Source organism: Nocardia sp. GP40, assembly GCF_050434125.1.
GTDB classification, from domain to species: Bacteria; Actinomycetota; Actinomycetes; order Mycobacteriales; family Mycobacteriaceae; genus Nocardia; species Nocardia albiluteola.
Window position 1 is genome coordinate 18,227 of record NZ_JBNPVW010000022.1, and the last position, 24,244, is coordinate 42,470.

Sequence of the window (24,244 nt, forward strand, 5' to 3'; positions counted from 1 at the left end):
CGGTTGGCGGCCCGCTCTCGGTGGGCCCGTCCCCGGTGAGTTACCCATGTTCTCGCGAGATCAGTTGTCGCGTGGCCCCCTGCGGCGAGCCACGGAAAGACGGGAAGTTCAGGCGGGGGGCAGGCTGAAGCAGGTGCGGCAGAAATCCTCGCCGAATTCGGTCAGCCGCAGGCTCTTTCGCACGATCTTGGGTACTCGTCCGGCGGCCTTGAGGGCGGTCTCCACGATCGGCTGCACCTCGAGCACCATGTAGCGGCTCAGCAGCACCGGATCGTCGGAGTTCGCCAGCAGCCCGAGCCGGTTCAGGTTGATCAGGTAGTGCCGCGCGCGGTCGGGATACCGGACGCCCGCCTGTTCGGGCACCGAGGTCAGATCCCCGGCCACCAGTTCGGATCCGATGCCCAGCGGGCGGTTGGTGCGCACGTCGACCGACGGCTGCGGGCCGTTCTGCGCCATGAACCGCAGAATGCGCGCCTCGTCGGGGGCGAGCTGATCCAGAATGCGGTCGTAGGCCGGATGCACCTCCTCGGTGAAGTACACATCCGCCGACCGCGCCAGCAGCGCATCGCCGCGCCGCCGCAGCTCGTCCATCGTCGCCGAGCGCACATAACCACCGGTAATCGCCTGCGGCTGATGGCCGTTCGACGTGGGCACGTAGCTGACGATCTCGCGCACCGACCCCTCGGTGACACCCAGCACACTGCGGGCGATCGACTGCAGCGCCGCGCCGGTGCGTTCGGCGATGTCGGCCGACGAATCGCCGTCCAGGGCCGCCTGGGTGATCTGCTTGGTGACCTCGAAGGTGGTGCCCACGGCCCACTGCCCGCTGCGCACCGCCGTCCCCGCCGCCAGCCCGGCGGCGCGGAAGACGCCGCGAATCAGCCGCGCCTCGTTGCTGATCTGCCGCTGCTCCACATCCGAGCTGCGCTCCACGGATCGGGACCCGGGGCGGACCACCTCGTGCCCGGTCCTGTCGTCTGCCACGTCATTCTCCGAACCTCGCCAGGTGAACGAAACCGCCCACAGATTATCGCCGGGAGCCCGCCGCGCCCGCGTCCGGGGAGGCCACCGCGTGGCGGGTGTGACCGAGGTCTCTCCGCGAAAGTCTTTCATCTCGGCGCGCCGTGGGCCACATTCGGCGTCAAAGTGGATCCTTCTCGCAAATTCGCAGTAAGGTCCAGCATGCCGACGGGGTACTTTGAGGTACCGGTGAGGCGGCGGTCACCGGTACGGGTTCGGCAGGAGGGTGTCTCGTGCTAGTCAGTTTCTTTCATATCGAGCCGTCCATCCTGATGGAACTGATCACGATCCCGTTGTTCACCGGCATCATCGGCTACATCACCAACTGGACCGGCGTCCTGATGCTGTTCAAGCCACTTGCCTTCCACGGGATTTCGGTGCCGGGGCTGAAATCGCTGTTCCACTTCCTGCCCAAACGAGTTCAGGTGCTGCCGTTGTTGCGGTATGACGGCCGAATGGGCTGGCAGGGCATCGTGCCCTCGCGCGCGGACAAGATGGCCTCCATCGCCGTGGACAAGGGCCTGTCCAAGCTCGGCAGCGTCAGCGATTTCTACCGCGAGCTCGAGCCCGACGCCCTGGCCGAACACCTCACCACCCTGGCCGAGGAGCAGATCCGCGACATCGTCGAGGAAATCGCGCGCCGCGAGCATCCCCAGCTCTGGTTCAATCTGCCCACCCCGGTCCGGGAGATGGTGCACGAACGGGTGCGCGAGCAACTTCCCGAGGTGTTGCGCGATCTGACCGTCGAGCTAGGCACCAACATCGAGCAGCTGCTCGATGTCAAGCAGATGGTGATCCGCTATTTCCAGACCCGCCCGCAGCTGCTCAACACGGTATTTCAGGTGCTGGGCGCCAAGGAACTGCGATTCATGCAGAATTTCGGCTTCTACTTCGGCGCGCCGATGGGTGCGGTGCTGGTCGCCATCCTGCATCTGACGCATTGGTCGCCGCTGGCGGTGCTTCCGATCGGTGGGGTGGTGATCGGCTGGGTGGTGAACTGGATCGGCATCAACATGATCTTCGCCCCAGCCCAGCCGAAATGGTGGTGCCCGTGGCGGCAGGGCCTGTTGATCAAGCGCCAGCCCGAAATCACCGAGGGCTATGCGGAATTGGTGGCGACCCAGATCATCACGATCGCCAACGTCGGCGACGAACTGCTGAACGGGCCGCGCTCGGACCGGACCATGCAGGTGCTCGAGGACACCCTCCGCCCGGCCACCGACCGCGCGCTGGGACCCGTGCGCGCACCGTTCAAATTCATGATCGGCAACCGCGACTACGAGAACCTGCAGGACAGCTTCGCCGACAAGGCCAAGAGCCTGGCGCCGGTCGCCTTCGCCGATCCGGCCTTCAACGCCCAGCAGAGCACCCAGGTCAGCCGGTACATCGCCAAGCAGATGGCGGCGCTGTCACCGGAGAACTTCGTGGACATGCTGCGCGCGGCGATCAAGCAGGACGAGTGGCTGCTGTTCGTGCACGGCGGCGCGCTCGGCTTGATCGCCGGCTACGCCCACCTGCTGATCTTCGGCTCGGACGTGGCCAAGGTCTGGCTGTGACCGTCGGCTCCACACGGCGCGAAGAACTCCGCGACTTCCTGCGAAACCGGCGCGCCCGGCTCGCGCCCGAGGACGTCGGGCTGTCCTCGGCCGGGCGGCGGCGCACGCCCGGATTGCGGCGTGAAGAGGTGGCTCTGACGGCCGGGGTCGGAGTGTCCTGGTACACGTGGCTCGAGCAGGGCCGCGACATCAGCGTCTCGGCCGATGTGCTCGATGCTGTCGCCCGGGCCCTGCGGCTGGACGGGCCGGAGCGGGCGCATCTGTATGTGCTGGCTGGAATGAATCCGCCACTGCCGGGCGAAGATTCGCCCACCGCGATTACCCCGGAGATCCGCCAGGTGCTCGACGCCTGGGAGCCGCGGCCCGCGGTGCTGCGGGATCGGTACTGGAATGTGCTGGCGTTCAACGACTCCGCGCGGTCCGTGTTCGGATACGGTGGCACCGGGAACAATTGCCTGGTCACCTACTTCACCAACCCGCGCTACACCGCGATGAGTGAATTCTGGGCGGCCGAGGCGCCGGCGGTAGTGGCCGCGTATCGCGCGGATGCCGCGCGCGCCCCCGAGGATCCCGAATTCCGCAGGGTGGTAGACGATCTCCGCGATCTGAGTCCCGAATTCGCGCGGCTGTGGGACCGCCACGAGGTCGGCGTCGCCGCGCAGGCGATCAACGCGCTGCGGCATCCCGAAGCCGGGGAACTGTTCTTCGACGCCACCACGCTCACGGTCGCCGACCACCCGTGCTGGCATCTGGTGCTCTATCACCCGCACGCCGGGACCGCGACCGTAGAGCGGCTGGACGGTCTGCGACGCCTGCGTCTGGCCGCACCCCGCCTGGCCTGAGCCGGGTGGTGCCACACCCACGATAAGTGCGCACTGTTTGCCGCGTGCGAGCGTCGGCAGGCTGAAAGCATGACGCACAACAATTCTCGATTCGACGGCAAGATCGCCCTCGTCACCGGCGGTACCAGCGGGATGGGGCTGGCCACGGCGCGGCGGCTGCGGGCCGAGGGCGCCCGGGTGATCATCACCGGCCGCGACAAGGCCCGGCTGGACGACGCGGCCGCGCAGCTCGGCGAGGACGCTGCCGGAATTGCGGGCGATGCCACCGATCTCGCCGATCTGGACGCGCTGTTCGAGATGGTCCGGGAGCGTTTCGGCCGGTTGGACGCGGTCTTCGCGAACGCCGGTATCGGCGCGTTCCAGCCCGCCGATACCGTCACCGAGACCGAGTTCTATCGAGTCGTGGACGCCAACTTCAAGAGCGTCTACTTCACCATCCAGAAATCGCTTCCGCTGCTGCCGGATCGGGCCGCGGTGGTGATCAACGCGTCCTTCGCGGTGCATCGCGGCGCGCCCGCCACCGCTCTCTACTCGGCGAGCAAGGCGGCCGTGCACAATCTGGCGCGGACCTTCGCCGCAGAGCTGGCGCCCCGGCGAATTCGAGTCAACTCGGTGAGTCCCGGCTACATCGACACCCCCGCGTACCGGGCGGAGGTGTCCGAACAGGCGCATGACGCGGCAGGCACTCTCGTGGCGGCGGGCCGGGTCGGCACGGCCGAGGAGGTCGCCGCCGCCGTGGCATTTCTGCTCTCGGACGAGGCGAGCTACGTCAACGGGCAGGACCTTCTGATCGACGGCGGGCTCGTCAACGCCATTCCCGCCACCATGATCTAGGTACCAGCGCCTGGCTAGCCGACCTCTTCGGCGAGCTCGAGCCAGCGCTCCTCGGTGGAGTTCTTCTCCGCCTGCACCTGTTTGAGCTCGACGCCGAGGGTGACCAGCCGATCCGGATCGGTGGCGGCCTCGGCCAGGGCGGTGTGCAGGCGCTCCTCGCGCTCGGTGAGCTTCTCCAGAGCCCGTTCCAGGCGGGAGAACTCCTTGCGGGCGGCCCGGTAGGCGGCCGAATCCGTCGCGGGGGCGGGCGAATTCGCCGAGGCGGCCGCCGAACCGCCCGCGGCCGGGGCACGTCCCGCCCCAGCGAGCGCCGCACGCCTGCGCAGGTACTCCTCGATGCCACCCGGCAGGTTGGTGAGTTTGCCGTCGCCGAACAGCGCCCAGGTGGAATCGCAGATGCGCTCGATCAGGTAGCGGTCGTGGCTGATCACCACGAGAGTGCCCGCCCAGCCGTCGAGCAGGTCCTCGAGCTGCTGCAGGGTGTCGATGTCGAGGTCGTTGGTGGGCTCGTCGAGCAGCAGCACATTCGGCTCGGCCATGAGGATCCGGGTGAGCTGCAGCCGGCGGCGCTCGCCACCGGACAGGTCCCGCACCGGGGTGCGCTGCTTGGCGGGCGAAAATCCCAGCCGCTCGGCCATCTGACCGGCGCTGACCTCCTTGTCGCCGAGCATGATTCGCTCGGCGACATCGGAGATCGCCTCCAGCACACGCATATTCACGGGCAGGTCGTCGAGTTCCTGGCGCAGCCAGCCGATCCGGATGGTCTGGCCCTGGATCCGCTTGCCGACGGCCGGATCCGCGTCACCGGCCAGCGCGCGCAACAGGGTGGTCTTGCCCGAGCCGTTCACCCCGACCAGGCCGACGCGTTCGCCGGGCGCCAGGCGCCAGGTCAGGTCGTGCACGAGTTCGCGACCATCGGGAGTGGCGAGCGTGAGGTCCTCGAGCTCGATCACGACGCGGCCCAGGCGCTTTCGGGCGAACGCGGCCAGCTCCACGGTGTCGCGCGGGGCGGGCACGTCGGCGATCAGCGCCTCGGCCGCCTCGACCCGATACCGCGGCTTGGAGGTGCGGGCCTGCGGGCCGCGGCGCAGCCAGGCCAGCTCCTTGCGCGCGAGGTTGCGGCGGCGGGCCTCGGTGGCATCGGCCTGGCGGGCGCGTTCGGCGCGGGCGAAGATCCAGTCGTTGTAGCCGCCCTCGTAGCTTTCGACCTTGCCGCCCACCACCTCCCAGGTGCGGGTGGCGACGGTATCCAGGAACCAGCGATCGTGGGTGACGACCACCAGCGCGCTGCGACGGGCCAGCAGGTGCTCGGCCAGCCACTGCACGCCCTCGACATCGAGGTGGTTCGTGGGCTCGTCCAGGACCAGCAGGTCCAGCTCGCGCACCAGGGCGGCGGCGAGCGCGACGCGGCGGCGCTCGCCGCCGGACAGGTTCTCGACCGGGGATTCCATGCCGAGATCGGCGATGCCGATGCCCTCGATGACGTTGCGGATGCGCGCGTTGGACGCCCACTCGTGCTCGGCGACACCGTCGGTCATCTGGTCATCGGCCAGCCCCGCCAGCACCACATCCCCGACCGTGGCGGCCTCGGGCAGCGAACCGCGCTGGGTGACCACCGCCATGCGCAGGCCGTTCACCCGGCTCACCCGCCCGCCGTCGGGCTCCTCGATCCCGGTCAGCACCTCCAGCAGCGTCGTCTTGCCGCCGCCGTTGAGGCCGACGACCCCGATCCGCTCCCCCTCCTGCACGCCGAGCGAGACGTCGTCGAGCAGCGGCGTGATGCCGAAACTCTTGCTGACCTGTTCCAGGTTGATCAGGTTGACCATGGATCCTCTGTGTCGTCGATGAGTGCCCGAACCAGCGTACTGTTCCGCTGCCGCAGGCTCCTCGGCAGTGGATATGAACGAGGTTCGCCCGAATCCGAACCCCATCCGTGCTCGCTCGTCGACGGACGGTCCGGACGCCCGGTGGCACGACCACAGACCGCAGACCGCACGGACCAGGGTCTTGGGCACGCCTCGCCGGAGGGGCGGCGGTCGGATTCCTGTCCATCGGTTCGCGCGGCGGGATGCCGGTGATGCCGCGCGGTCGGGTCCGACCGGAACTGCGCCCGGCCTTACCGCAGATCACTCAGTGCGACAACGGTATTCACCCAGGGTAGTTCGTCCAGCACCATGGCCGCCGATCCGCCGTCGAGCACGATGGCATGCAGATCCTCGATCGGTTCGCCATCTAGTTCGGCCGTGGCGTCCGAGCCCGTGAACAGGTGCGTCACCCATTCCTGCGCCAGGACGTCGGCCAGCTCACCGGCGGGCGCGGACGTGGTCACGATCGTGGCGCCGACGGCACCCGCGGCGGCGACCTCGACGACCGTGGCCAGATCACCGGCGCCGCCGTGGCGCAGCGTGCGCGATTCGAAGGTCAGCCCGGTGCGCGCGCAGCAGCGATTGACCAGCACCGCGAGCTCGTCGAAGGTCACCGTCTCGCCCGCGAGGAAGGCCGGATCCTCGCCGGCCAGATCGCGCGTGCGGTCTGCGTAGGTCACCGGGCGCGGGGACGCGGCGGCGATCTCGGCGGCGAGCGCCGGGTCGTCGAGGCGGAGCCATTCGGCCGGGTGTGCCGCCGCGGTGTCCTCGGCGGCATCGTCCGGGCCCGAGATCAGGCCGAGCGCGACGCCCACCGGGCTCGCAACGGCCGCGCCGTCCGGCACCACCGCCGCGCCCGCGGCCAGGATCGCCCAGATCGCGACGACCGAATCGGCGCCTCCATCGAGCCGCACCGCGACGCCCGTGCCGGGACCGCAACCCCGCCCGATCAGCACCCGCGCCAGCCTGGACGCGCGTGCCTGCAGAGTCGCGTAGCTGATCTCGTCGTCGCCGGAGGCCAGCGCGGGACCATCGGGGTCGTCCTCCGCGATCGCCGCCAGCGCCTGGCTGAACGCGGTGCCGCGGGAGATGGCGGGTGCACTGTCGACCGCGGCGGTCTGGCCGTCGGGAGCCTCCGCCTCGATCACCGCTGCGGGCTGGGTGGCCGCTATCCCGGCGTCGAGCAGATCTATCTCGCCGATCAGCACGCCCGGGTCGGCGGCCACCGCGGCGAACACACCCTCCAGCGCACGCCCGAGGGCCCGCATCGTGGTGTCGTCGAACAGATCGGTGGCGTAGTTGAGCGCGACGGCGAGTTCGCCCGGCGAGCCGTCGGCCGCGCGCTGCGGCTCCACGATCACCTGCAGATCGAACTTGGCCACCACCGCGTCCGTATCGACGGGCGCCACGGTCAGCCCCGGCAGTTCCAGCACCGGCTGCGTCGCATTCTGGAACGACAGCATCACCTGGAAGGGCGAGTTCTGCTCGTGGGCGCGGCCACCGGTCACCACCTCCGCGACTCGCTCGAACGGGATGTCGGCGTTCGCGAACGCCGACAGGTCGGTCTCGCGGGCCTGGCCGACCAGGTCGGCGAAGCTCCCTTCCGGGGTGACCGTGGTGCGCAGCACGAGAGTGTTGACGAACATGCCGACCAGGTCGTCCAGGGCGCGTTCACCACGTCCGGCGACGGGCGTCCCGACCGCGATCTCCACACCGCCGCTGACCCGGGCCAGCACCGCGGACAGCGCCGCGTGCACGACCATGAAAAGCGACGACTTGTGTTCGCGGGCAATGTCGATCAGCCCGGAATGCACCTGCGCCGGCAGGGCGAATACGGTCTTGGCGCCGCGCAGAGAGGCCACTGCCGGGCGGGGACGATCGGTCGCGAGCCGGGCCGGCAAGCCGGCAAGCCGTTCGCGCCAATACGCCAATTGCCGCGCCGCGACGGAATTCTCGTCGCCGTCCTCGCCGATCACCTCGCGCTGCCACACCGCGTAGTCCGCGTACTGGATTTCCAGTGGCGCCCACCCGGGTTCGCCGCCCACACTTCTGGCGAGGTAGGCGGTGACCAGGTCGCGCGCCAGCGGGGCAAGCGATTCGGCATCGCCGGCGATGTGATGAACCACCATCGCCAGCAGGTGATCCCGGCCGTTCCGCAGCAGCAGTGCGCGCACCGGAACCTGCTGGGTCACATCGAATCCCGTGGATATCAGCGCGCCGATCCGAGCGATCGGGTCGGCTGCGGGCTCCACGACCAGACCACCCGGTAGAGCGTCGGCGACGGGCAGGATCTGCTGATAGGGCAGCCCTCCCAGACCATCCGCGGGATACCGCGTCCGCAACGACTCGTGCCGCTCCAGCACATCGCCCACCGCCGCCCGCAACGCCTCCACATCCAGCTCACCGGTCAACCGAATCGCCAACGGAATGTTGTACGACGGCGACTCCGGATCCAGCTGATTGATCACCCACATCCGCTGCTGCGCCAACGACAACGGCAATTGCTGCGTCCGCGAGGCGGGCACCAGGCGGGGCCGGGTCGCGTCGGCCGCCGCGCCGGGTACGACCCGCGCCGCCAGCGCGGCCACGGTCGAGGCCTCGAACAGCTCCCGCACCACCACATTCGCGTCCAGGGCCTCGTTGACCCGGGCCACCGCCCGCGTGGCCAGCAGCGAATTACCGCCCAGGGCAAAGAAATCGTCGTCCAGACCCACCCGCTCGGCACCCAGCAACCCTGCGAACACATCGGCGACCGCCTGCTCGATCGGCGTGCCGGGAGCGCGGAATACTGCCGTGGCCCCGAGGAATTCGGGGGCGGGCAGCGCCCGGCGGTCGAGCTTCCCGTTCGGAGTGAGCGGCAAGGTCTCGAGCACGACGATCGCGTCCGGGATCATGTAGGAGGTGAGGAATCCGGCGACCCGGCGACGCAGCGCGGCCGGATCCAGCTCCGAGTCATCCTCGGGCACAACATAACCCACCAGACGATCGCCCGCGTGCTCGTCCGCACGCACCACGACGACCGCCTGACTCACCCCCTCGCAGGAACCCAGCGCCGCCTCGATCTCACCGAGCTCGATCCGGAATCCACGCAGCTGCACCTGCTGATCGCCGCGCCCGGCGTACTCGAGCGCGGCCGCACCGTCGCGCCCGGCCCAGCGCCCGAGATCACCGGTACGGTACATGCGAGACCCCGGCTCCCCGAACGGATTCGCCACGAATCGGGTCGCGGCCAGGCCCGGCCGCCCCAGGTAGCCCCGCGTCACCTGCCCGCCCGCGACGTACATCTCCCCGGCCACGCCGACCGCCACCGGATGCAGGCGGTCGTCGAGAACATAGGTCGCCAGGCCCGGCAGGGCACGGCCGATCACGCTGGCGGGGTTGTCCGCGAGCCGGTCGTCCACCGCCAGATGAGAGACGTGCACGGTGGTCTCGGTGATGCCGTACATGTTCACCAGCTGCGGGGCATCCGAGGCGTGCCGGTCGTACCAGCGCCGCAGCTGCCGCAGATCCAGTGCCTCACCGCCGAAGACGACGTAGCGCAGGGCGAGTTTGCCCGCTCCGGAGTCGGTTTCCGCGCCCGTCTCGCGCGTGTGCGCGGTGCGGTCGGCCTCGGCGAGCTGATAGAACGCCGAGGGCGTCTGGTTCAGCACGGTAACCTGCTCGCGAATCAGCAACTCCCGGAACTCCTCCGGCGACCGCGACGTCAGGTAGTCCACGACCACCACGGTGCCGCCGGTGGCCAGCGCGCACCACAGCTCCCACACCGAGAAATCGAACGCGTAGGAGTGGAACAGCGTCCACACGTCGGTCTCGTCGAAATCGAACAGGGGCTGGGACCGGGCGAAGAGCTCGGCCACGTTGGCGTGCGTCACCCCGACTCCCTTGGGCACGCCCGTCGAGCCCGAGGTGTAGATGACGTACGCCAGATTGCCGGGCCGCAGCGGAGAAATACGATCCGGATCCCCGATCACCGCGTCGTCGAACTCGTCGCAGTCCTCCAGCAGCAGCACCGGAATGTCGCTGTCCGGCAATTCTTCCCGCGCCTGCTCGGTCGTGAGGATGCACGCCGGGGACGCGTCGGCGAGCATGAACTCCAGCCGCGCGGCCGGATACGAGGTGTCGATCGGCAGATAGCCGGCCCCCGCCGTCAGCACGCCCAGCAGCGCCACCGGCAGCTCGTGGGTCCGCGGCATCGCCACCGCCACCAGCGTTTCCGGCCCCGCGCCCCGGGCGATCAGCGCCCGCGCCACCCGATTCGCCCGGCGCTGCAGCTCGCCGAAGCTGAGCGCAGCGTCCCCGTGCCGGATGGCCACCGCGTCCGGGCGCCGCCGCACCTGCTCGGCAATCAGCTCGGGTAGCGTCACCGAGGGGACCCGCGCGCTCGTCGAATTCCATGCGTGCAGCACCGATTCTCGCTCGCCCGGCGCGAGCACGTCGATGTCGCCGACCACCGCGCGGGGGTCCGCGACGACTGCCGCCAGGACCCGCTGGAATCGTTCCGCGATGTCGCGCACGGTGGCCGCGTCGAACAGGTCCGTCGCGTAGGTGAACGTCGCGGCCATGCCCTGCGCCGTGCCGCGCTCGTCGATCCGTTCCGCCAGGGTCAGCTGCAGATCGAATTTCGCCAGGGCGGTATCGAATTCGACCGCGGACACGGACAGATCCGGCAGCTCGAACCGCGGCTGCGCCATGTTCTGGAAGGTGAGTGCGACCTGGAAGAGCGGATGCCGCGCCGCCGAGCGCACCGGATCGAGCAGTTCCACCAGCCGCTCGAACGGAACATCCGCATGCCCGAACGCCTCGACATCGGCCCGGCGCACCGCGGCCAGCAACTCCTCGAAGGCGAGCGCGGGCTCGACCTGCGTCCGCAGCACCAGCGTGTTCACGAACATCCCGATCAGCTCGTCGAGCTGCGCCTCGCCCCGCCCGGCGATCGGCGTGCCCACCGCGATGTCCCGCGCCCCCGACAACCGCGCCAGCAGCACCGTCAGCGCCGCGTGCACCACCATGAACAGCGTCGAATTATGATCGTGCGCAACATTATTCAGTCCGGCGTGCACGTCCGCCGGGATCTCGAAACCGACGACGGCGCCCAGGGGCGACAACGCCGCGGGGCGCGGACGGTCCGTGGACAGGTCCAGCTGTTCGGGTAGGTCCGCCAGCTCTCGGCGCCAGAATTCGACCTGCCTCGCCAGCAGCGACGCCGGATCGTCCTCGGTGCCCAGCACCTCGCGCTGCCAGAGCGCGTAATCCGCGTACTGCACTTCCAGCGGCGTCCATTCCGGCTGCCCACCCCGGGCCCGTTCCAGGTAGGCGGTCATCAGGTCCCGCGTGAGCGGGCCCATCGAAAAGCCGTCCCCCGCAATATGATGCACGACGCAGACCAGGACGAACTGACCTTCCGCGATGTCTCCGACTCGAATCAGCCGCAGCCGAACCGGCGGCGCCGCGGTCACATCGAAGCCCGCCGTCACCGCCTCTGCAACCAACCCCAGCACACCGGCCTCATCGGACTCCACCACCGAAAGCTCCGGCACCGCACGCACATCCGACACCGGCAGCACCACCTGCCGGCCCTCGCCATCCACCTCCGGATACACCGTGCGCAACACCTCGTGCCGCGCCACCACATCCCGCACCGCCAACCGCAACGCATCGACATCCAACCGGCCCGACAACCGGACCGCGACCGGAATATTGTTCACCGCACTACCCGGATCGAACCGATTCAGGAACCACATCCGCTGCTGTGCATACGACAACGGCACCCGATCCGGCCGCTCCATCGCCCGCAACTGCTGCCCCGCGGCCGAACCGGTATGTCGCTCGACATGCTCGGCGAATCCCGACACCGAGGATGCCTCGAACAGCAGTTGTACCGGCACCCGCAACCCCAGCGCCGCACCGATCCGGGCCACGGCCTGCGCCGCCAGCAGCGAGTTTCCGCCCAGTTCGAAGAAGTCGTCGTCGGCGCCCACCCGGCTCGATATCCCGGCCGGACCGACGAGACCGGCGAACACGTCGGCCACGATCTCCTCGACCGGCGTCGAGGGTGCGCGGAACTCCCGAGAGGCGAACACCGGCTCGGGCAGACGCGCCCGGTCCAGCTTGCCGACGGGGGTCAGCGGAATCTCGTCCAGCACCATGATCGAGGCCGGAATCATATGCGCGGGCAGCGATTCGGCGAGGAATTCGGCCACCCGGCGGGTATCCACGGTGGCTCCCGGGCGCGGCAGCACATACGACAGCAGCGCCGTCGTGCCCGCGGGCAGCGCGCGCCCGATCGTGACGGCGTAGTCGATATCGGGATGAGCGGTGAGCGCGTTGTCGATCTCGCCCAGCTCGATCCGGAATCCGCGCACCTTCACCTGGAAGTCCGAGCGGCCCAGGTAGCCGATGGTTCCGTCGGATTCGTTGCGGCGCACCAGATCACCGGTCCGGTACAGGCGCAAGCCCGGCTCGAAGGGGCTGGCCACGAACCGCTCCGCGGTCAGGCCCGGACGCCCGAGATATCCCTGCGCCAGCGCGGGACCCGCGAGATACAGCTCGCCGATCACCCCGTCGGGCACCGGCCGCAGCCGCGAATCCAGCACGAAGGCACCGACTCCCGCGATCGGCGTGCCGATCGTGATCGGTCCGCCCGCGACCATCGCGGCGGTGGAGGTGGCCAGAATCGTCGCCTCGGTCGGGCCGTATCCGTTGTAGAACACACGATCCGGCCGCGCCCAGCGCTGCACCAGCTCGGGTCCGAAGGTATCGCCCGCGACGATGACGACCTCGAGGTCGTCCAGGCCCGCGGGATCGACCGATTCCAGCGCGCCGGGCGTGATCAGCATGTGCGTAACCCGCTCGCGCGCAATCAGATCCGCCAGCTCGAACCCGCCGAACACCTTCGGCGGCGACACCACCAGCGTCGCGCCCGAGGAGAACGCCAGCATCAACTCCAGCACGGACACATCGAAATTCGGCGAGCACACGTGCAGCACCCGCGAATCGCCGCTCACCCCATAATGTTCCCGCTCGGCGACCACGAGTGAACCGAGCCCGGCGTGGGTGACCACGACGCCCTTGGGCCGTCCGGTCGAGCCGGAGGTGTAGATAACGTAGGCGGGATGTCCCTGCTGGATCGCACGAACCCGGTCGGCATAGGACACCGGATGGCCCGCGTGCCGCGCGATCCTTTCGGCCGTCTCCGGGACGTCCAGCTCGAGCCACGGCACGCCGTCGCCCAGTACCGCACGATGCGCCGACATCGTGACGCCCAGCACCGCGCCGGAATCCGACACGATGTGCGCGATACGCTCCGCCGGATAGGACGGATCGACCGGCACGTACGCCGCTCCGGTCTTGGCGATCGCCCAGACCGCGAGCACGGATTCGATCGAGCGGGCGATGCCCAGTGCCACGACGTCGCCGGCGCCGACCCCGTGCGCGATCAGCTCGCGCGCGAGCCGCGAGGATGCCTCGTCCAGCTCACGGTAGGTCAGCCGGCGCGTCGCGGAACCGTCACCGGCGGGATCGAACGAGATGGCCACCGAATCCGCCGAGGATTCCACCGCCGCCGTCAGCAACTGCCCGAACTGGACGACCGCCGACTTCCGGCGACGGGAGGTCCGTGGAGGGCGGCGACCCCCGGTAGTCATCGGCACTACGACACCTTCCCCACCGTGCGGCGGACCTTCCATCTAAACAACCCAATGTCCGGTATATCCGTACACCTGTCCGGATGTTACCGAACTGCAAGTTTAATTTTGCACAGCCGACCTGGCGATACCAGGTGTGCATGAGGCGGCTTGGCCGGCGGAAATGGTTGTGCCGCTGGCGTTTCCGAGGGAGCACCCACGATCCGCAGACATGAAAGTGGCCCGGAAGCTTTGGCTTCCGGGCCACTTTCTCAGTAGCGGGAACAGGATTTGAACCTGCGACCTCTGGGTTATGAGCCCAGCGAGCTACCGAGCTGCTCCATCCCGCGTCGTGATTACTACCTTACATGAACCCCTCCGCCACACCGAATCGCCAGGTCAGGCCTTGCGGACACGTGCTTGCTCCCCCGGAACCGGGGCATCGACGCCGTAGGTTTGCCGCGGACGGTTCGACCAGGACCCCGGCACATTCGAGCCGATGAGTTACATGGATCTCACCGATCGGGACGATCCGATCGCCGACGCACCGGACGCGATGGAGCGGGACCACACTCGCCCCTTGGACCTGCTCGCCGACCGGCTCACGGTAGCCACGCTTTTCGAGGTCGGACCCGAAATTCACCTGCTGTACCTGCGCAGCCACCACATCGTGCAGGACTGCCCCGGCGCCGCCGGGGTGTTTCGGCGCACGGCCGAGTTGTACACCTCCGCAACGGATTCGCCCGCTCGGCGAGAATCCGCGCACGCCCCGCTCACCATTGCCGAACTGCTCGAGGAGGAGCGCGCCTACACCGGCTCGGCGCGGGCGCGGGTGGTCGGCGCGGTGCGGTCGGCGCTACCGACACGAGGCCATGCGGCGCGATCTCGGCGAGAGCCACACCGTACGAGGCGGTTTCGGACCGGTGGTGAATGTGCTCCGGATCACCGAGACGCTGTGCGTGGGCACGCTCGAGGCGCGGCCCTGGTGAACCGCCTCAACGCCCTCGCCATCCCCGCAACGGTCGTCTACCGCAGCGGCACCCACGCCTGGCCCTACTGGCAGGAAGACCCGCACAACTCCTGGCCGCTGTTCGCCGCCGCGCTGGGCGTCTGAACTCGGCCGGGTCAGGACTCGTCGAGGATCCGCGCGCCCGGCACCGGGCCGCTGGCCGTGCGCACGCTGCGGCACACACCCGCACCGGAGAGTTCGGCCGCCACCTCGATCGCGGCCTGTTCGCTCTCGCACAGGAATGCGCACGTGGGGCCCGAACCCGAGACCAGCCCGGCCAGCGCCCCGGCCGTGGTGCCCGCCCGCAGCGTGCGGCGCAGATCCGGCCGCAGTGACAGCGCCGGGGCCTGCAGGTCGTTGCCCAGCAGCGGGGCCAGCTGCGCCGGATCCCCGGAGGCCAGGGCCTGCAGCAGTTCCTGCGGTTCGCCCAGACGCGGCGGATCACCGTGGTCGCGGAGCCGGTCGAGTTCGCCGAAGACCACCGGGGTGGACAGCCCGTCCCGCGCGAGCGCCAGCACCCAGTGAAAGGTGCTGCGCGACAACACCGGAAGCAGTCTCTCCCCGCGCCCGCGCCCGAGCGCGGTCCCGCCCGCGAGCGAGAACGGCACATCGCTGCCCAGCTCGGCGGCGATCGCGGCGAGCTCGTCGCGGCTGAGGCCGACCTCCCACAGCGCGTTGAGCCCCACCAGGGCCGCCGCCGCGTCCGCACTGCCGCCCGCCATGCCGCCCGCCACCGGAATGCCCTTACGGATCGCGATCTCCACCAGCGGCGCCCGCCCGGCCACGTGCGCCAGCCGCACCGCGGCCTGCCATACCAGATTGGTCCGATCGGTCGGCACCTCGCCGGCGCCCTCCCCGCTGACCCGTACCGACAACGACGAGGCGGGGGTGAGCTCGATATCGTCGCTCAGAGACAGCGCCTGGAAGACGGTGGTCAGCTCGTGATACCCGTCCGCACGCAGGTCACCCACCCCGAGGTGCAGGTTCACCTTCGAGGGCGCCCGCACGACCACAGGGCTGGGGACAACAGAAAGCACGGGCTCCAAGGGTAATGGGCAGCGGGGACATCCGCCGCCGCGGCGGCCGCCAACGCGCCGCCGGCCCGGGTCGAGTGGCTCGAATCACTTGCCCAAGGTACCCATGGGGGGTATGTTGGACATCGTTCCAGGGGATACCCCCTCACCGTATGGCACACGAAGGAGTCGATCATGTCGACCAGCACCTACACCGTCACCGGGATGACCTGCGGACACTGCGTGTCCTCGGTGCGGAAGGAGATCGGCGGCATCGAGGGCGTCACCGGCGTCGAGGTCGACCTCGCCAGCGGCAGGGTCGAGGTCACCTCGCAGGCGCCCGTATCCGACGAGGCGATCGCCGCCGCCGTCGACGAGGCGGGCTACCAGCTCGCCTGACCTCCCCCGCGCCGCCGCACCGGCGACCGTCGCACCAGTACCGCCACACCGAAGGAGGAGTCCCGGATGACTACACCCGTCGCCGAACGATCGATCGAATTGGATATCGGCGGGATGACGTGCGCCTCCTGCGCGGCCCGGATCGAGAAGAAGCTCAACCGGATCGAGGGCGTCACCGCGGCCGTGAACTATGCCACCGAGAAGGCGAAGGTCAGCTTTCCGGACTCGGTGACGCCCGCGCAGCTCATCGCCCGGGTCGTGGACACGGGTTACACCGCCGAGGTGCACGAGACAGCACCGGCTGCGGCCCAGCCGGATTCGGCGCCCTCGCCGGCCACCGCACTGCGTAACAAGCTGCTGATCACGCTGGCGCTGTCGGTGCCCGTCATCGCGATGGCGATGGTTCCGGCGCTGCAATTCCGGAACTGGCAATGGCTTTCGCTCACGCTGGCCGCGCCGGTGGTGATCTGGGGCGGCGCCGGATTCCACCGCGCCGCGTGGACCAACGCCCGGCACGGCGCCTCCACCATGGATACGCTGATCTCGCTGGGGACCCTGGCCGCCTTCGGCTGGTCGGTGTACGCCTTGTTCTTCGGCGATGCCGGAATGCCAGGCATGAAGCATGGCTTCAGTTTCGCCGTGGAGCGCGGCGGTGCGGCCTCCAATATCTACTTCGAGGTCGCGGCGGGTGTCATCGTATTCATCCTGGCCGGAAGGTATTTCGAGGCGCGTTCGAAGGAACGGGCCGGATCCGCGCTGCGGGCGCTGCTGGAAATGGGCGCCAAGGATGTCGCGGTGCTGCGCGATGGCACCGAAATCCGGGTTCCCATCGGGGATCTGCGTCCCGGCGAGCTCTTCCTGGTCCGTCCCGGCGAGAAGGTCGCCACGGACGGCACTGTGACCGAGGGTAATTCGGCCATCGACATGAGCATGCTGACCGGCGAGTCGATTCCTGTGGAGGTCTCGCCCGGCGATCCGGTGGTCGGCGCCACCGTGAACGCCGGCGGCGTGCTGACCGTGCGCGCCACCCGGGTCGGCGCCGACACCCAACTGGCACAGATGGCCGCCCTCGTCGAGCAGGCGCAGAACGGCAAGGCGCCCGTGCAGCGCCTGGCCGACCGGGTCGCCGGGATCTTCGTGCCGATCGTGCTTGCGGTCGCGGCGCTCACCCTGATCGCCTGGCTGGTGTCGGGGGCGGCGGTGGCCGCCGCGTTCGGCGCCGCGGTGGCGGTGCTGATCATCGCCTGCCCGTGCGCGCTGGGCCTGGCCACGCCGACCGCACTGCTGGTCGGCACGGGCCGCGGCGCCCAGCTCGGCATCCTGATCAAGGGCCCGCAGGTGCTCGAGTCGACCCGCCGGATCGACACCGTCGTCCTGGACAAGACCGGCACCGTGACCACCGGGACGATGACCCTCGCGGACGTGATCCCCGGCGCCGGAACCGATCCGGAGGAACTGCTCGCGGTGGCCGCCGCGGTCGAACACGGCTCGGAGCATCCGGTGGCGCGCGCGGTCGTCGCGGGCGCGGCGCACCGCGGGCTGACACCGGATCCGGTGCAGCAGTTCGTGAGTCACGGCGGCAAGGGCGTGCAGGGCCTGGTCGGCGAGCGGGCGGTCGTGATCGGCCGCGCCGAACTGCTCGACGACTGGTCGATCGCCGTGCCGGATGCGTTGGCGCGGGCCAAGTCCGAGGCCGAGGCGGCCGGGCGGACCGCGATCGTCGTCGCCTGGGACGGCAGCGCCCGCGGCGTGCTGGTGATCGCCGACGCGATCAAGTCCACCAGCGCCGACGCCATCGCCGAGATGCGGGCCCTGGGCCTGACCCCGGTGCTGCTCACCGGCGACAACGCCGCCGCCGCGCGGACGGTCGCCGACCGGGTCGGCATCGACGAGGTGATCGCCGAGGTGCTGCCCAGCGACAAGCTCGACGTAGTTAAACGCCTGCAGGACGAAGGCAAGGTCGTCGCGATGGTCGGCGACGGCGTCAACGACGCGGCCGCACTGGCCCAGGCCGACCTGGGCCTGGCCATGGGCACCGGCACCGACGTCGCGATCGAGGCGGGCGACATCACCCTGGTCCGCGGCGACCTGCGCACCGTCGGCAGCGCCATCCGCCTCTCGCGGGCCACCCTGCGCACCATCAAGGGCAATCTGTTCTGGGCCTTCGGCTACAACGTCGCCGCGATTCCCCTGGCGGCGGCGGGCCTGCTGAACCCGATGCTCGCCGGCGCGGCCATGGCCCTGTCCAGCGTCTTCGTGGTCAGCAACAGCCTGCGCCTGCGCCGCTTCCGCGGCTGAGCCGACCGCTCGCCACCAGCTCCGCGCCCGTTCCAGAGACTTGGGACGGGCGCGGATCTATATCTGCCGTCCGACAGCGCGCCCAGGCCCCAACACACACGGTGGCGACGACGTGGTCTGAACCAGACTGCGACCGATCGCCGTGGCGGCCCGCTCTCCATCGAGCAGCCTCGTCCCGTGCGCGGACAGATCCGGAAGGCGACCGACGGCGGATCAGCGCTGCGCGGCGAGGCGGACGAAGGCGGCGGTGTCGAGGGTTTCGCCGCGGGCCGTCGGATCGATTCCGGCGGCAACCAGCAGCTTTTCCGCCTCGGCGGGCGAACCGGCCCAGCTCCCCAGTGCGGCGCGTAATGTCTTGCGGCGCTGAGCAAATGCCGCATCGACGACCTGGAACACCCGCCTGCGGTGCGCCTCGTCCGTCGGCCACGGGGGCTCGGTGAAGCGATCGATGCGGACCAGTCCGGATTCCACCTGCGGAACCGGCCAGAACACCTGCCGGCCAACGGATCCCGATCGCCGGACCGACCCGAAGAAGCCTGCCTTCACACTCGGCACCCCGTAGATCCGCGAACCCGGCTCGGCCGAGAGCCGGTCCGCCACCTCGGCCTGCACCATCACCAGAGCCGTTGCGATGCTGGGCAGTTCGGCCATCAGATGCAGCAGCACCGGCACCGCGACGTTGTAGGGCAGATTCGCGACCAGCGCGGTCGGCACGGCGGGCAGATCGCCCGCGTGCACCCGCAGCGCATCGCCCGGCACGACCGAGAGCCGATCGGCGAGCCCGGCGGCCCGATCGCCCACCGTCTCCGGAAGATGCTGCGCCAGTATCGGATCGAGCTCCACCGCGACCACCCGGTCCACCACGTCCAGCAGCGCCAGCGTCAGCGACCCCAGCCCCGGACCGACCTCGAGCACCACATCCTCGCGCCCCACGCCCGCCGCGGCGACGATCCGCCGCACGGTATTCGCATCGTGGACGAAGTTCTGCCCCAACTGCTTGGTGGGCCGCACCCCGAACCGCTCCGCCAGCACCCGCACCTCGGCCGGACCGAGCAGTTCGGCCTGACCACGGGCAGCGACGAAAGGCTCTGACATGTCCGCAAACCTATCAGCCCGGCACAGCCGAACAGCCTGATCCTGCACCCACGCCCCGGCATGCCGCACTACTGGCCGGTCTGCTCGCCACGGGCTATCACTACGGCCGGGTGGGCGGGGAGGCGATGCGGGCGACGAAGGCATCCATCGCCGCATGCATCTGCGGGTTGAGCTCGCAGTGCTTCCCCTTGCCGACCACCGCGCGGAAGTCCACACCGTTCGCGACGAACTGCGCGGCGAGCGCGGCGTGGAGCGGCGGCGGGATCACATTGTCGGTCACGTTGGTCAGCAACAGGATCGGAGCGTTGTAGCCGCTGGTCGGCACGGTCATGTACGAGTCGAGCGCGGCCTGGAACGAGGGCGTGGTCAGCTGGCGCGAGAGCAGATCGCCGATCGAGGCGCCGTGGACCTGCTTCACGATCCCGGGCAGGCACAGCGCGCCGGCGGAGTCGAGAACCTCGCGGCCCCGGGGGCTCAGATAGCTGTCGACGTTCGCCTCCGGGTGGGTCTCCCGCAATCCGGCCAGCGTCATCGCGATGAAGGCGGTGGTGTCGTCGCCGGCGACACCGGGCACGGCCGGCACCCAAGGACCGCCCACGGGCAGCACCGCCTCGAGGTCCGATTCGGGGTCGATGGTGATCGTGCCGCGGAAGTCCAGGTCGGGCGCATAGGTCCGCTGCAGGTGCCCGGTGCCGAGCGCGGCCTGTCCGCCCTGCGAGGTGCCGGTGACCGCCCAGGTCCGGGACAGCGCCGAATTCGCGGCCCGGGCCGCGCGGACGAGATCGATCGTCGAGGTGGCCTCGGTCCGGCGCTCCAGATACGGGTGCGGTCCGGTGTCGAAGCGGCCGAGCCCGAGGTAGTCGGGCGCGACGACCGTGAAACCCTTCGATACGAAGTACTGGAGCAGCTGGTCCTGCGCCGAGTTCTCCCCGGCCATGGGCCCGGGCGCGGACATGCCCCCGCATCCGGAACCGAGCCCGGAGGTGCCGTGGTCGTAGGCCATGATCGGCCAGCCACCGGCGGGCGCCTGGCCGGGCGGGACGAACAGCGCCCCGCTTGCCCGCCGCGGCGCGCCGTCGGATCCGGTCATCCAGTAGTCGATGACCGAACCGCCGGACAACCCGTGGAATCCGGCGGGCCGCGGGTCGACGCCGATGACCGATCCGGGCGTGCCGGTGGTCGGCGCCGCCTCCGCGATCACCGGAGTAGCCGCGGCAGCAAGGGCGAGCGCCCCTGCGAGGATCGTGCGTCCCCAGCCGCCCATCAGTCGCATCCGAACTCCTCACAGTCCTATCGGGCCAAATCCGGGCGGAGCGTATCGATCGTTCCTGAGACGCCATTGTGAGCAGACGCGACAGTGGAGGCGGCGCGGCACGCCGGAGCGGGGCGGGAGGTCATAGGCACCGCGACGCGACGGAGGTCAAGATCACAACACACCATTGACGCGGACTGATACGGGTTCTAGTTTTCTGACACAGCGGTATGCGACGGTCCCCGGGTCGCCACACACCCGCCCGAGCGATGCGACGGCGAAAGTTACATCCCACCCGCACTTTTCGAGAGGTTGGCACAATGCAGCGCAGGTATGAGGGACGGCGGGTGCTCGTGACGGGCGCGGGCTCGGGCATCGGGCGGGGCATCGCGCTGCGCCTGCTCACCGAGGGCGCCACCCTGGTCGCGGCCGATATCGCCGAGGCGGGGCTGAAGGAGACCGCAGAGACGGCCCCGGAGCCCGAGCGCGAGCGGTTGCAGACCGTGCGCATCGACGTCTCCGACCCGGCCTCGGTGCGCGAGGGGAGCGGGCGGGCCCTCGAGCTGCTGGGCGGGCTGGATGTGCTGGTCAACGCGGCGGGCATCATGCGCGCCGCACACACCCACGAGATGCCGTTCGAGGACTGGAATCAGGTGATCGGGGTCAACCTCACCGGCACCTTCCTGATGTGCCAGGCCGCGCTGCCGCAGCTGCTGCGCGGCGAGCATCCGGTGATTGTGAACTTCTCCTCGACCGCGGCGTTCGGTTCGAATCCCTACATGGCCGCCTATTCGGCCTCCAAGGGCGGGGTCAACGCGCTGACCCACTCGCTGGCGCTGGAGTACGTGAAGCAGGGGCTGCGCGCGGTGAACATCGTGCCCGGCGGCATCAACACCGGTATCACCTCGGGCCTGCAGTTGCCCCCGGATGCGGACTGGAGCCTGTTGGCCCGCCTGACCGGCTGGATGAACGGCGGCGCGCTCGGCGATCCGCAGGACATCGCGGGCGTCGTCGCGATGGTCGCCTCCGAGGATGGCCGCTACATGACCGGCACCGAGATCCGTGTCGACGGCGGCGCACTCATGTAATCGCCTGCGGGGCAATGATTTAGCAGTTCTACGGCCGGGATCTCGGGATCCCGGCCGTAAGCGTGCCCGGGTGGCGCTCGGCCCCTACTGCCCGATACCCAGGTGCGCGGTGCACGCGGGCCACGCGTGCCACCCCTGCCGCTGCTGGGTCACAGTCGCGATCGTGATCTGTTCCTCGCGGGTCGCCAGATCGGGCCGCGGCGCGTATCGCAGCCCGCCCTGACGCACCCACGTGTTCTGGTCGAACTGAACCCCGCCGAAGAACCCGTTGCCGGTATTGATACCCCAGTTGCCGCCGGATTCGCACTTGGCCAGCGCATCCCACGTCGCGCCGTTGCGAATCGGCGGCACCTCGGTGCCGGGCTTGGCGCCCTTGTGAACGGTCTTGGGCTGCGCGGGCACGATGACGGTGCTGCTGATCTGCTTCTTCTCCTGCGCCCGCCCGTTGACGATCGATACCGCGTAGGTCACGTCCTGCACGCCCGGTTTACCCGGATTCTCCACCGAGCTGCGGTCCATGTTCATGGTCACGTCCTGAATGACGTTTTGCGGTGGATCCAGCGGCACCCGTTCGACGCGGTTCACGGTCCGCCGGCGCGTGACGGTGATCGGCATACCGTCGCTGAGCTGGGTGTCGGCGGAGGGGACCACGGTGTCCTGGTCGGCCAGCGGCACCCCGCGCACCTTCAGCAGCTGCCCGACCGTCGGAGCGGCCAGTCGCACATAGCTCGCCGCGGCGCCGTTGTCGGACAGCATCACCGTGTGCGGGCTGGTCACCGACAGCGCGGCCCCCCGCAGCGGCAGCGGGGTGGGCCGGGCCGGGGAGGCGAAGACATCGTCCGGAATCTTCAACTGCGCCAACGCATCACCGACGGTGTCGGCGGTGGTCCACACCTGCTGCTGCTGGCCGTCGACCACGAGCGCGACCTGCCGGGCCCGATTCAGGGTGATGGTGGCCCCGTTCGTCAGGATGACGCCCCCGGCCGGAGTGATGGCGTCGTGCTCGGACACCTCGTATCCGGCGGAATTCAGCGCCGCGCGCACGGTCACGGACATGGTCGTCAGGGTGGTCCGTTGCCCGTCGACGACGAGGGTGACGGTCTTACGATCCACGATCGCCAGCGCCGCGCCGAAGATGAGCGTGACCAGCAGCGCCGCGATCGCCGTGTACAGCAACGGCGATCGAGAGGAGTTGATTCGCGCTAGCGCGGACATCGAGGGCTCCGGCATTGTCACAAGATGATAACGATCAGGTCGGGGCCCAACAACCACAGAAGATTGAGCAGGCAGTTTTCACATCACGAAAAAGCATCGAGGGGGTGGCGGTATAACAGCCGCCGCAATCGTAGTGACCCAGGGCACGCCGTCGCACCCCGAAGCGACACGGTGTGACATTCACCACTGCCCGGGGTAATTTTTTACCGGAAGCTGCTGCTGTATATTCCGGCCGCGCGACGGTACGGCGGCCCGGCCCGCTGTCGATCTCAGCCGATCAGGGCCGGCGCGACCGATCAGAGCCGATACAGCCGCTGGGCATTCGCGGTGGTCAGCCGGGCCAGCTCGGCGGGATCCTGCCCGCGGACCTCGGCCAGGGCGCGAACCGTGTACGGCAGGCAGTACGGCTCGTTCGGCGCCCCGCGGAACGGGTGCGGGGTCAGGAAGGGGGCATCGGTCTCGACCAGGATCTGCCCGTCGGGCACGAGGGTCGCGGCCTCGCGCAGCTCGTGCGCGTTCTTGAAGCTGACCGTCCCGGAAAACGACAGCACGTACCCCTCCTCCACGCAGGCCTGCGCCATCACCGCGTCGGAGGAGAAGCAGTGGAAGATCACCGTGTCGGGCGCGCCCTCGTCCAGCAGCACCGTGAGCAGGTCGTGATCGGCCTCGCGGTTGTGGATCATCAGCGGCTTGCCCAGCCGTTTGGCCAGATCGATGTGCCAGCGGAAGCCCTCGACCTGGTCCTCGACCTCGGCGCAGCCGTCGAGCTTGCCGGGCCAGTAGTAGTCCAGGCCCGTCTCGCCGACCGCGACCACGCGTGGGTCGCCCGCCAGCTTCTCGAGCTCGGCCTTCGCGTCGTCGTCCAGGACGTTGGCGCGGGTGGGATGCAGCGCGACGGCCGCGTACACCCGCTGGTCCCAGTGCGCGGCCCGCACGGCGAACCGGGCGGCCTCGAGATCGTCCGCGACGGTGACGACCCTCCCGACGCCGACCGCGGCGGCCCGATCCACAATGGCCGCAACCGATTCCGCATCGGTGGCGCCGCACGCGTCCAGATGGGTGTGCGCATCCACCAAGGGGGACAGCGGCTCCGGCGGCTCCGGGGCGGGACGTTGACCGGGCATCGGCGACCTCGG

At 69.5% G+C, this 24,244-nt stretch carries 15 protein-coding genes and 1 tRNA gene; 7 read left to right on the forward strand and 9 right to left on the reverse strand.

What is annotated here, in order from left to right:
• Positions 1 to 108: 108 nt before the first annotated feature.
• Positions 109 to 984 carry a DUF4393 domain-containing protein gene (locus ABH933_RS41450; protein WP_308166949.1) on the reverse strand — a complete coding sequence of 292 codons (876 nt, stop codon included), beginning with the start codon at positions 982 to 984 and terminating at the stop codon, positions 109 to 111.
• Positions 985 to 1,253: 269 nt separating this feature from the next.
• Here ABH933_RS41450 and ABH933_RS41455 point away from each other — a divergent pair, with 269 nt between their 5' ends.
• The 3 genes from ABH933_RS41455 (at position 1,254) to ABH933_RS41465 (ending at position 4,252) form a co-directional block, all read left to right on the forward strand.
• On the forward strand, positions 1,254 to 2,576 hold the full coding sequence (locus tag ABH933_RS41455) for a hypothetical protein (RefSeq protein WP_429427856.1): 1,323 nt from the start codon (positions 1,254 to 1,256) through the stop codon (positions 2,574 to 2,576).
• Positions 2,573 to 3,418 carry a helix-turn-helix transcriptional regulator gene (locus tag ABH933_RS41460; RefSeq protein WP_429427854.1) on the forward strand — a complete coding sequence of 282 codons (846 nt, stop codon included), beginning with the start codon at positions 2,573 to 2,575 and terminating at the stop codon, positions 3,416 to 3,418. Before ABH933_RS41455 ends, ABH933_RS41460 begins: the two co-directional genes overlap by 4 nt.
• 69 nt (positions 3,419 to 3,487) lie before the next feature.
• On the forward strand, positions 3,488 to 4,252 hold the full coding sequence (locus ABH933_RS41465; protein ID WP_429427852.1) for a glucose 1-dehydrogenase: 765 nt from the start codon (positions 3,488 to 3,490) through the stop codon (positions 4,250 to 4,252).
• A gap of 14 nt (positions 4,253 to 4,266) precedes the next feature.
• Here the strand turns inward: ABH933_RS41465 and ABH933_RS41470 are convergent, their stop codons facing one another.
• The 3 genes from ABH933_RS41470 to ABH933_RS41480 form a co-directional block, all read right to left on the reverse strand.
• Positions 4,267 to 6,078 (reverse strand): ABC-F family ATP-binding cassette domain-containing protein, encoded by a 1,812-nt coding sequence (locus tag ABH933_RS41470; RefSeq protein ID WP_429427850.1) that lies wholly within the window; start codon positions 6,076 to 6,078, stop codon positions 4,267 to 4,269.
• Positions 6,079 to 6,368: 290 nt separating this feature from the next.
• Complete coding sequence (locus tag ABH933_RS41475; RefSeq protein ID WP_429427849.1) at positions 6,369 to 13,760, reverse strand: amino acid adenylation domain-containing protein; 7,392 nt, start codon at positions 13,758 to 13,760, stop codon at positions 6,369 to 6,371.
• Between the two features lie 255 nt (positions 13,761 to 14,015).
• Positions 14,016 to 14,089, reverse strand: a tRNA-Met gene (locus ABH933_RS41480).
• Between the two features lie 149 nt (positions 14,090 to 14,238).
• Here ABH933_RS41480 and ABH933_RS41485 point away from each other — a divergent pair.
• Positions 14,239 to 14,853, forward strand: a complete 615-nt coding sequence (locus tag ABH933_RS41485; protein ID WP_429427847.1) for a hypothetical protein — start codon at positions 14,239 to 14,241, stop codon at positions 14,851 to 14,853.
• A gap of 11 nt (positions 14,854 to 14,864) precedes the next feature.
• On the opposite strand, the gene ABH933_RS41490 is transcribed toward ABH933_RS41485, so the two are convergent.
• Positions 14,865 to 15,785, reverse strand: coding sequence for a 4-(cytidine 5'-diphospho)-2-C-methyl-D-erythritol kinase (locus ABH933_RS41490; RefSeq protein ID WP_429427845.1), 921 nt, complete (start codon positions 15,783 to 15,785; stop codon positions 14,865 to 14,867).
• A 171-nt stretch (positions 15,786 to 15,956) separates the two neighbouring features.
• Between ABH933_RS41490 and ABH933_RS41495 the strand changes: the two genes are divergently transcribed.
• Positions 15,957 to 16,160, forward strand: a complete 204-nt coding sequence (locus ABH933_RS41495) for a heavy-metal-associated domain-containing protein (protein ID WP_429427843.1) — start codon at positions 15,957 to 15,959, stop codon at positions 16,158 to 16,160.
• Between the two features lie 66 nt (positions 16,161 to 16,226).
• A complete protein-coding gene (locus tag ABH933_RS41500) occupies positions 16,227 to 18,458 on the forward strand; it encodes a heavy metal translocating P-type ATPase (protein ID WP_429427841.1) in 2,232 nt (743 codons plus the stop codon).
• A gap of 213 nt (positions 18,459 to 18,671) precedes the next feature.
• Here the strand turns inward: ABH933_RS41500 and rsmA are convergent, their stop codons facing one another.
• On the reverse strand, positions 18,672 to 19,553 hold the full coding sequence (rsmA, locus tag ABH933_RS41505; protein WP_429427839.1) for a 16S rRNA (adenine(1518)-N(6)/adenine(1519)-N(6))-dimethyltransferase RsmA: 882 nt from the start codon (positions 19,551 to 19,553) through the stop codon (positions 18,672 to 18,674).
• 100 nt (positions 19,554 to 19,653) lie between these two features.
• Entirely contained in the window at positions 19,654 to 20,826 is a 1,173-nt protein-coding gene (locus ABH933_RS41510; RefSeq protein WP_429427837.1) for a lipase family protein, read from the reverse strand.
• Positions 20,827 to 21,125: 299 nt separating this feature from the next.
• On the opposite strand from ABH933_RS41510, the gene ABH933_RS41515 reads away from it, so the two are divergent.
• On the forward strand, positions 21,126 to 21,893 hold the full coding sequence (locus tag ABH933_RS41515; RefSeq protein WP_215924348.1) for an SDR family NAD(P)-dependent oxidoreductase: 768 nt from the start codon (positions 21,126 to 21,128) through the stop codon (positions 21,891 to 21,893).
• An 84-nt stretch (positions 21,894 to 21,977) separates the two neighbouring features.
• Here ABH933_RS41515 and ABH933_RS41520 read toward each other — a convergent pair whose 3' ends face one another.
• Both ABH933_RS41520 and ABH933_RS41525 read right to left on the reverse strand, forming a co-directional pair.
• Positions 21,978 to 23,108, reverse strand: a complete 1,131-nt coding sequence (locus ABH933_RS41520) for a ubiquitin-like domain-containing protein (protein ID WP_429427834.1) — start codon at positions 23,106 to 23,108, stop codon at positions 21,978 to 21,980.
• A gap of 296 nt (positions 23,109 to 23,404) precedes the next feature.
• Positions 23,405 to 24,232, reverse strand: coding sequence for a TatD family hydrolase (locus ABH933_RS41525; protein ID WP_429427832.1), 828 nt, complete (start codon positions 24,230 to 24,232; stop codon positions 23,405 to 23,407).
• Positions 24,233 to 24,244 lie beyond the last annotated feature (12 nt).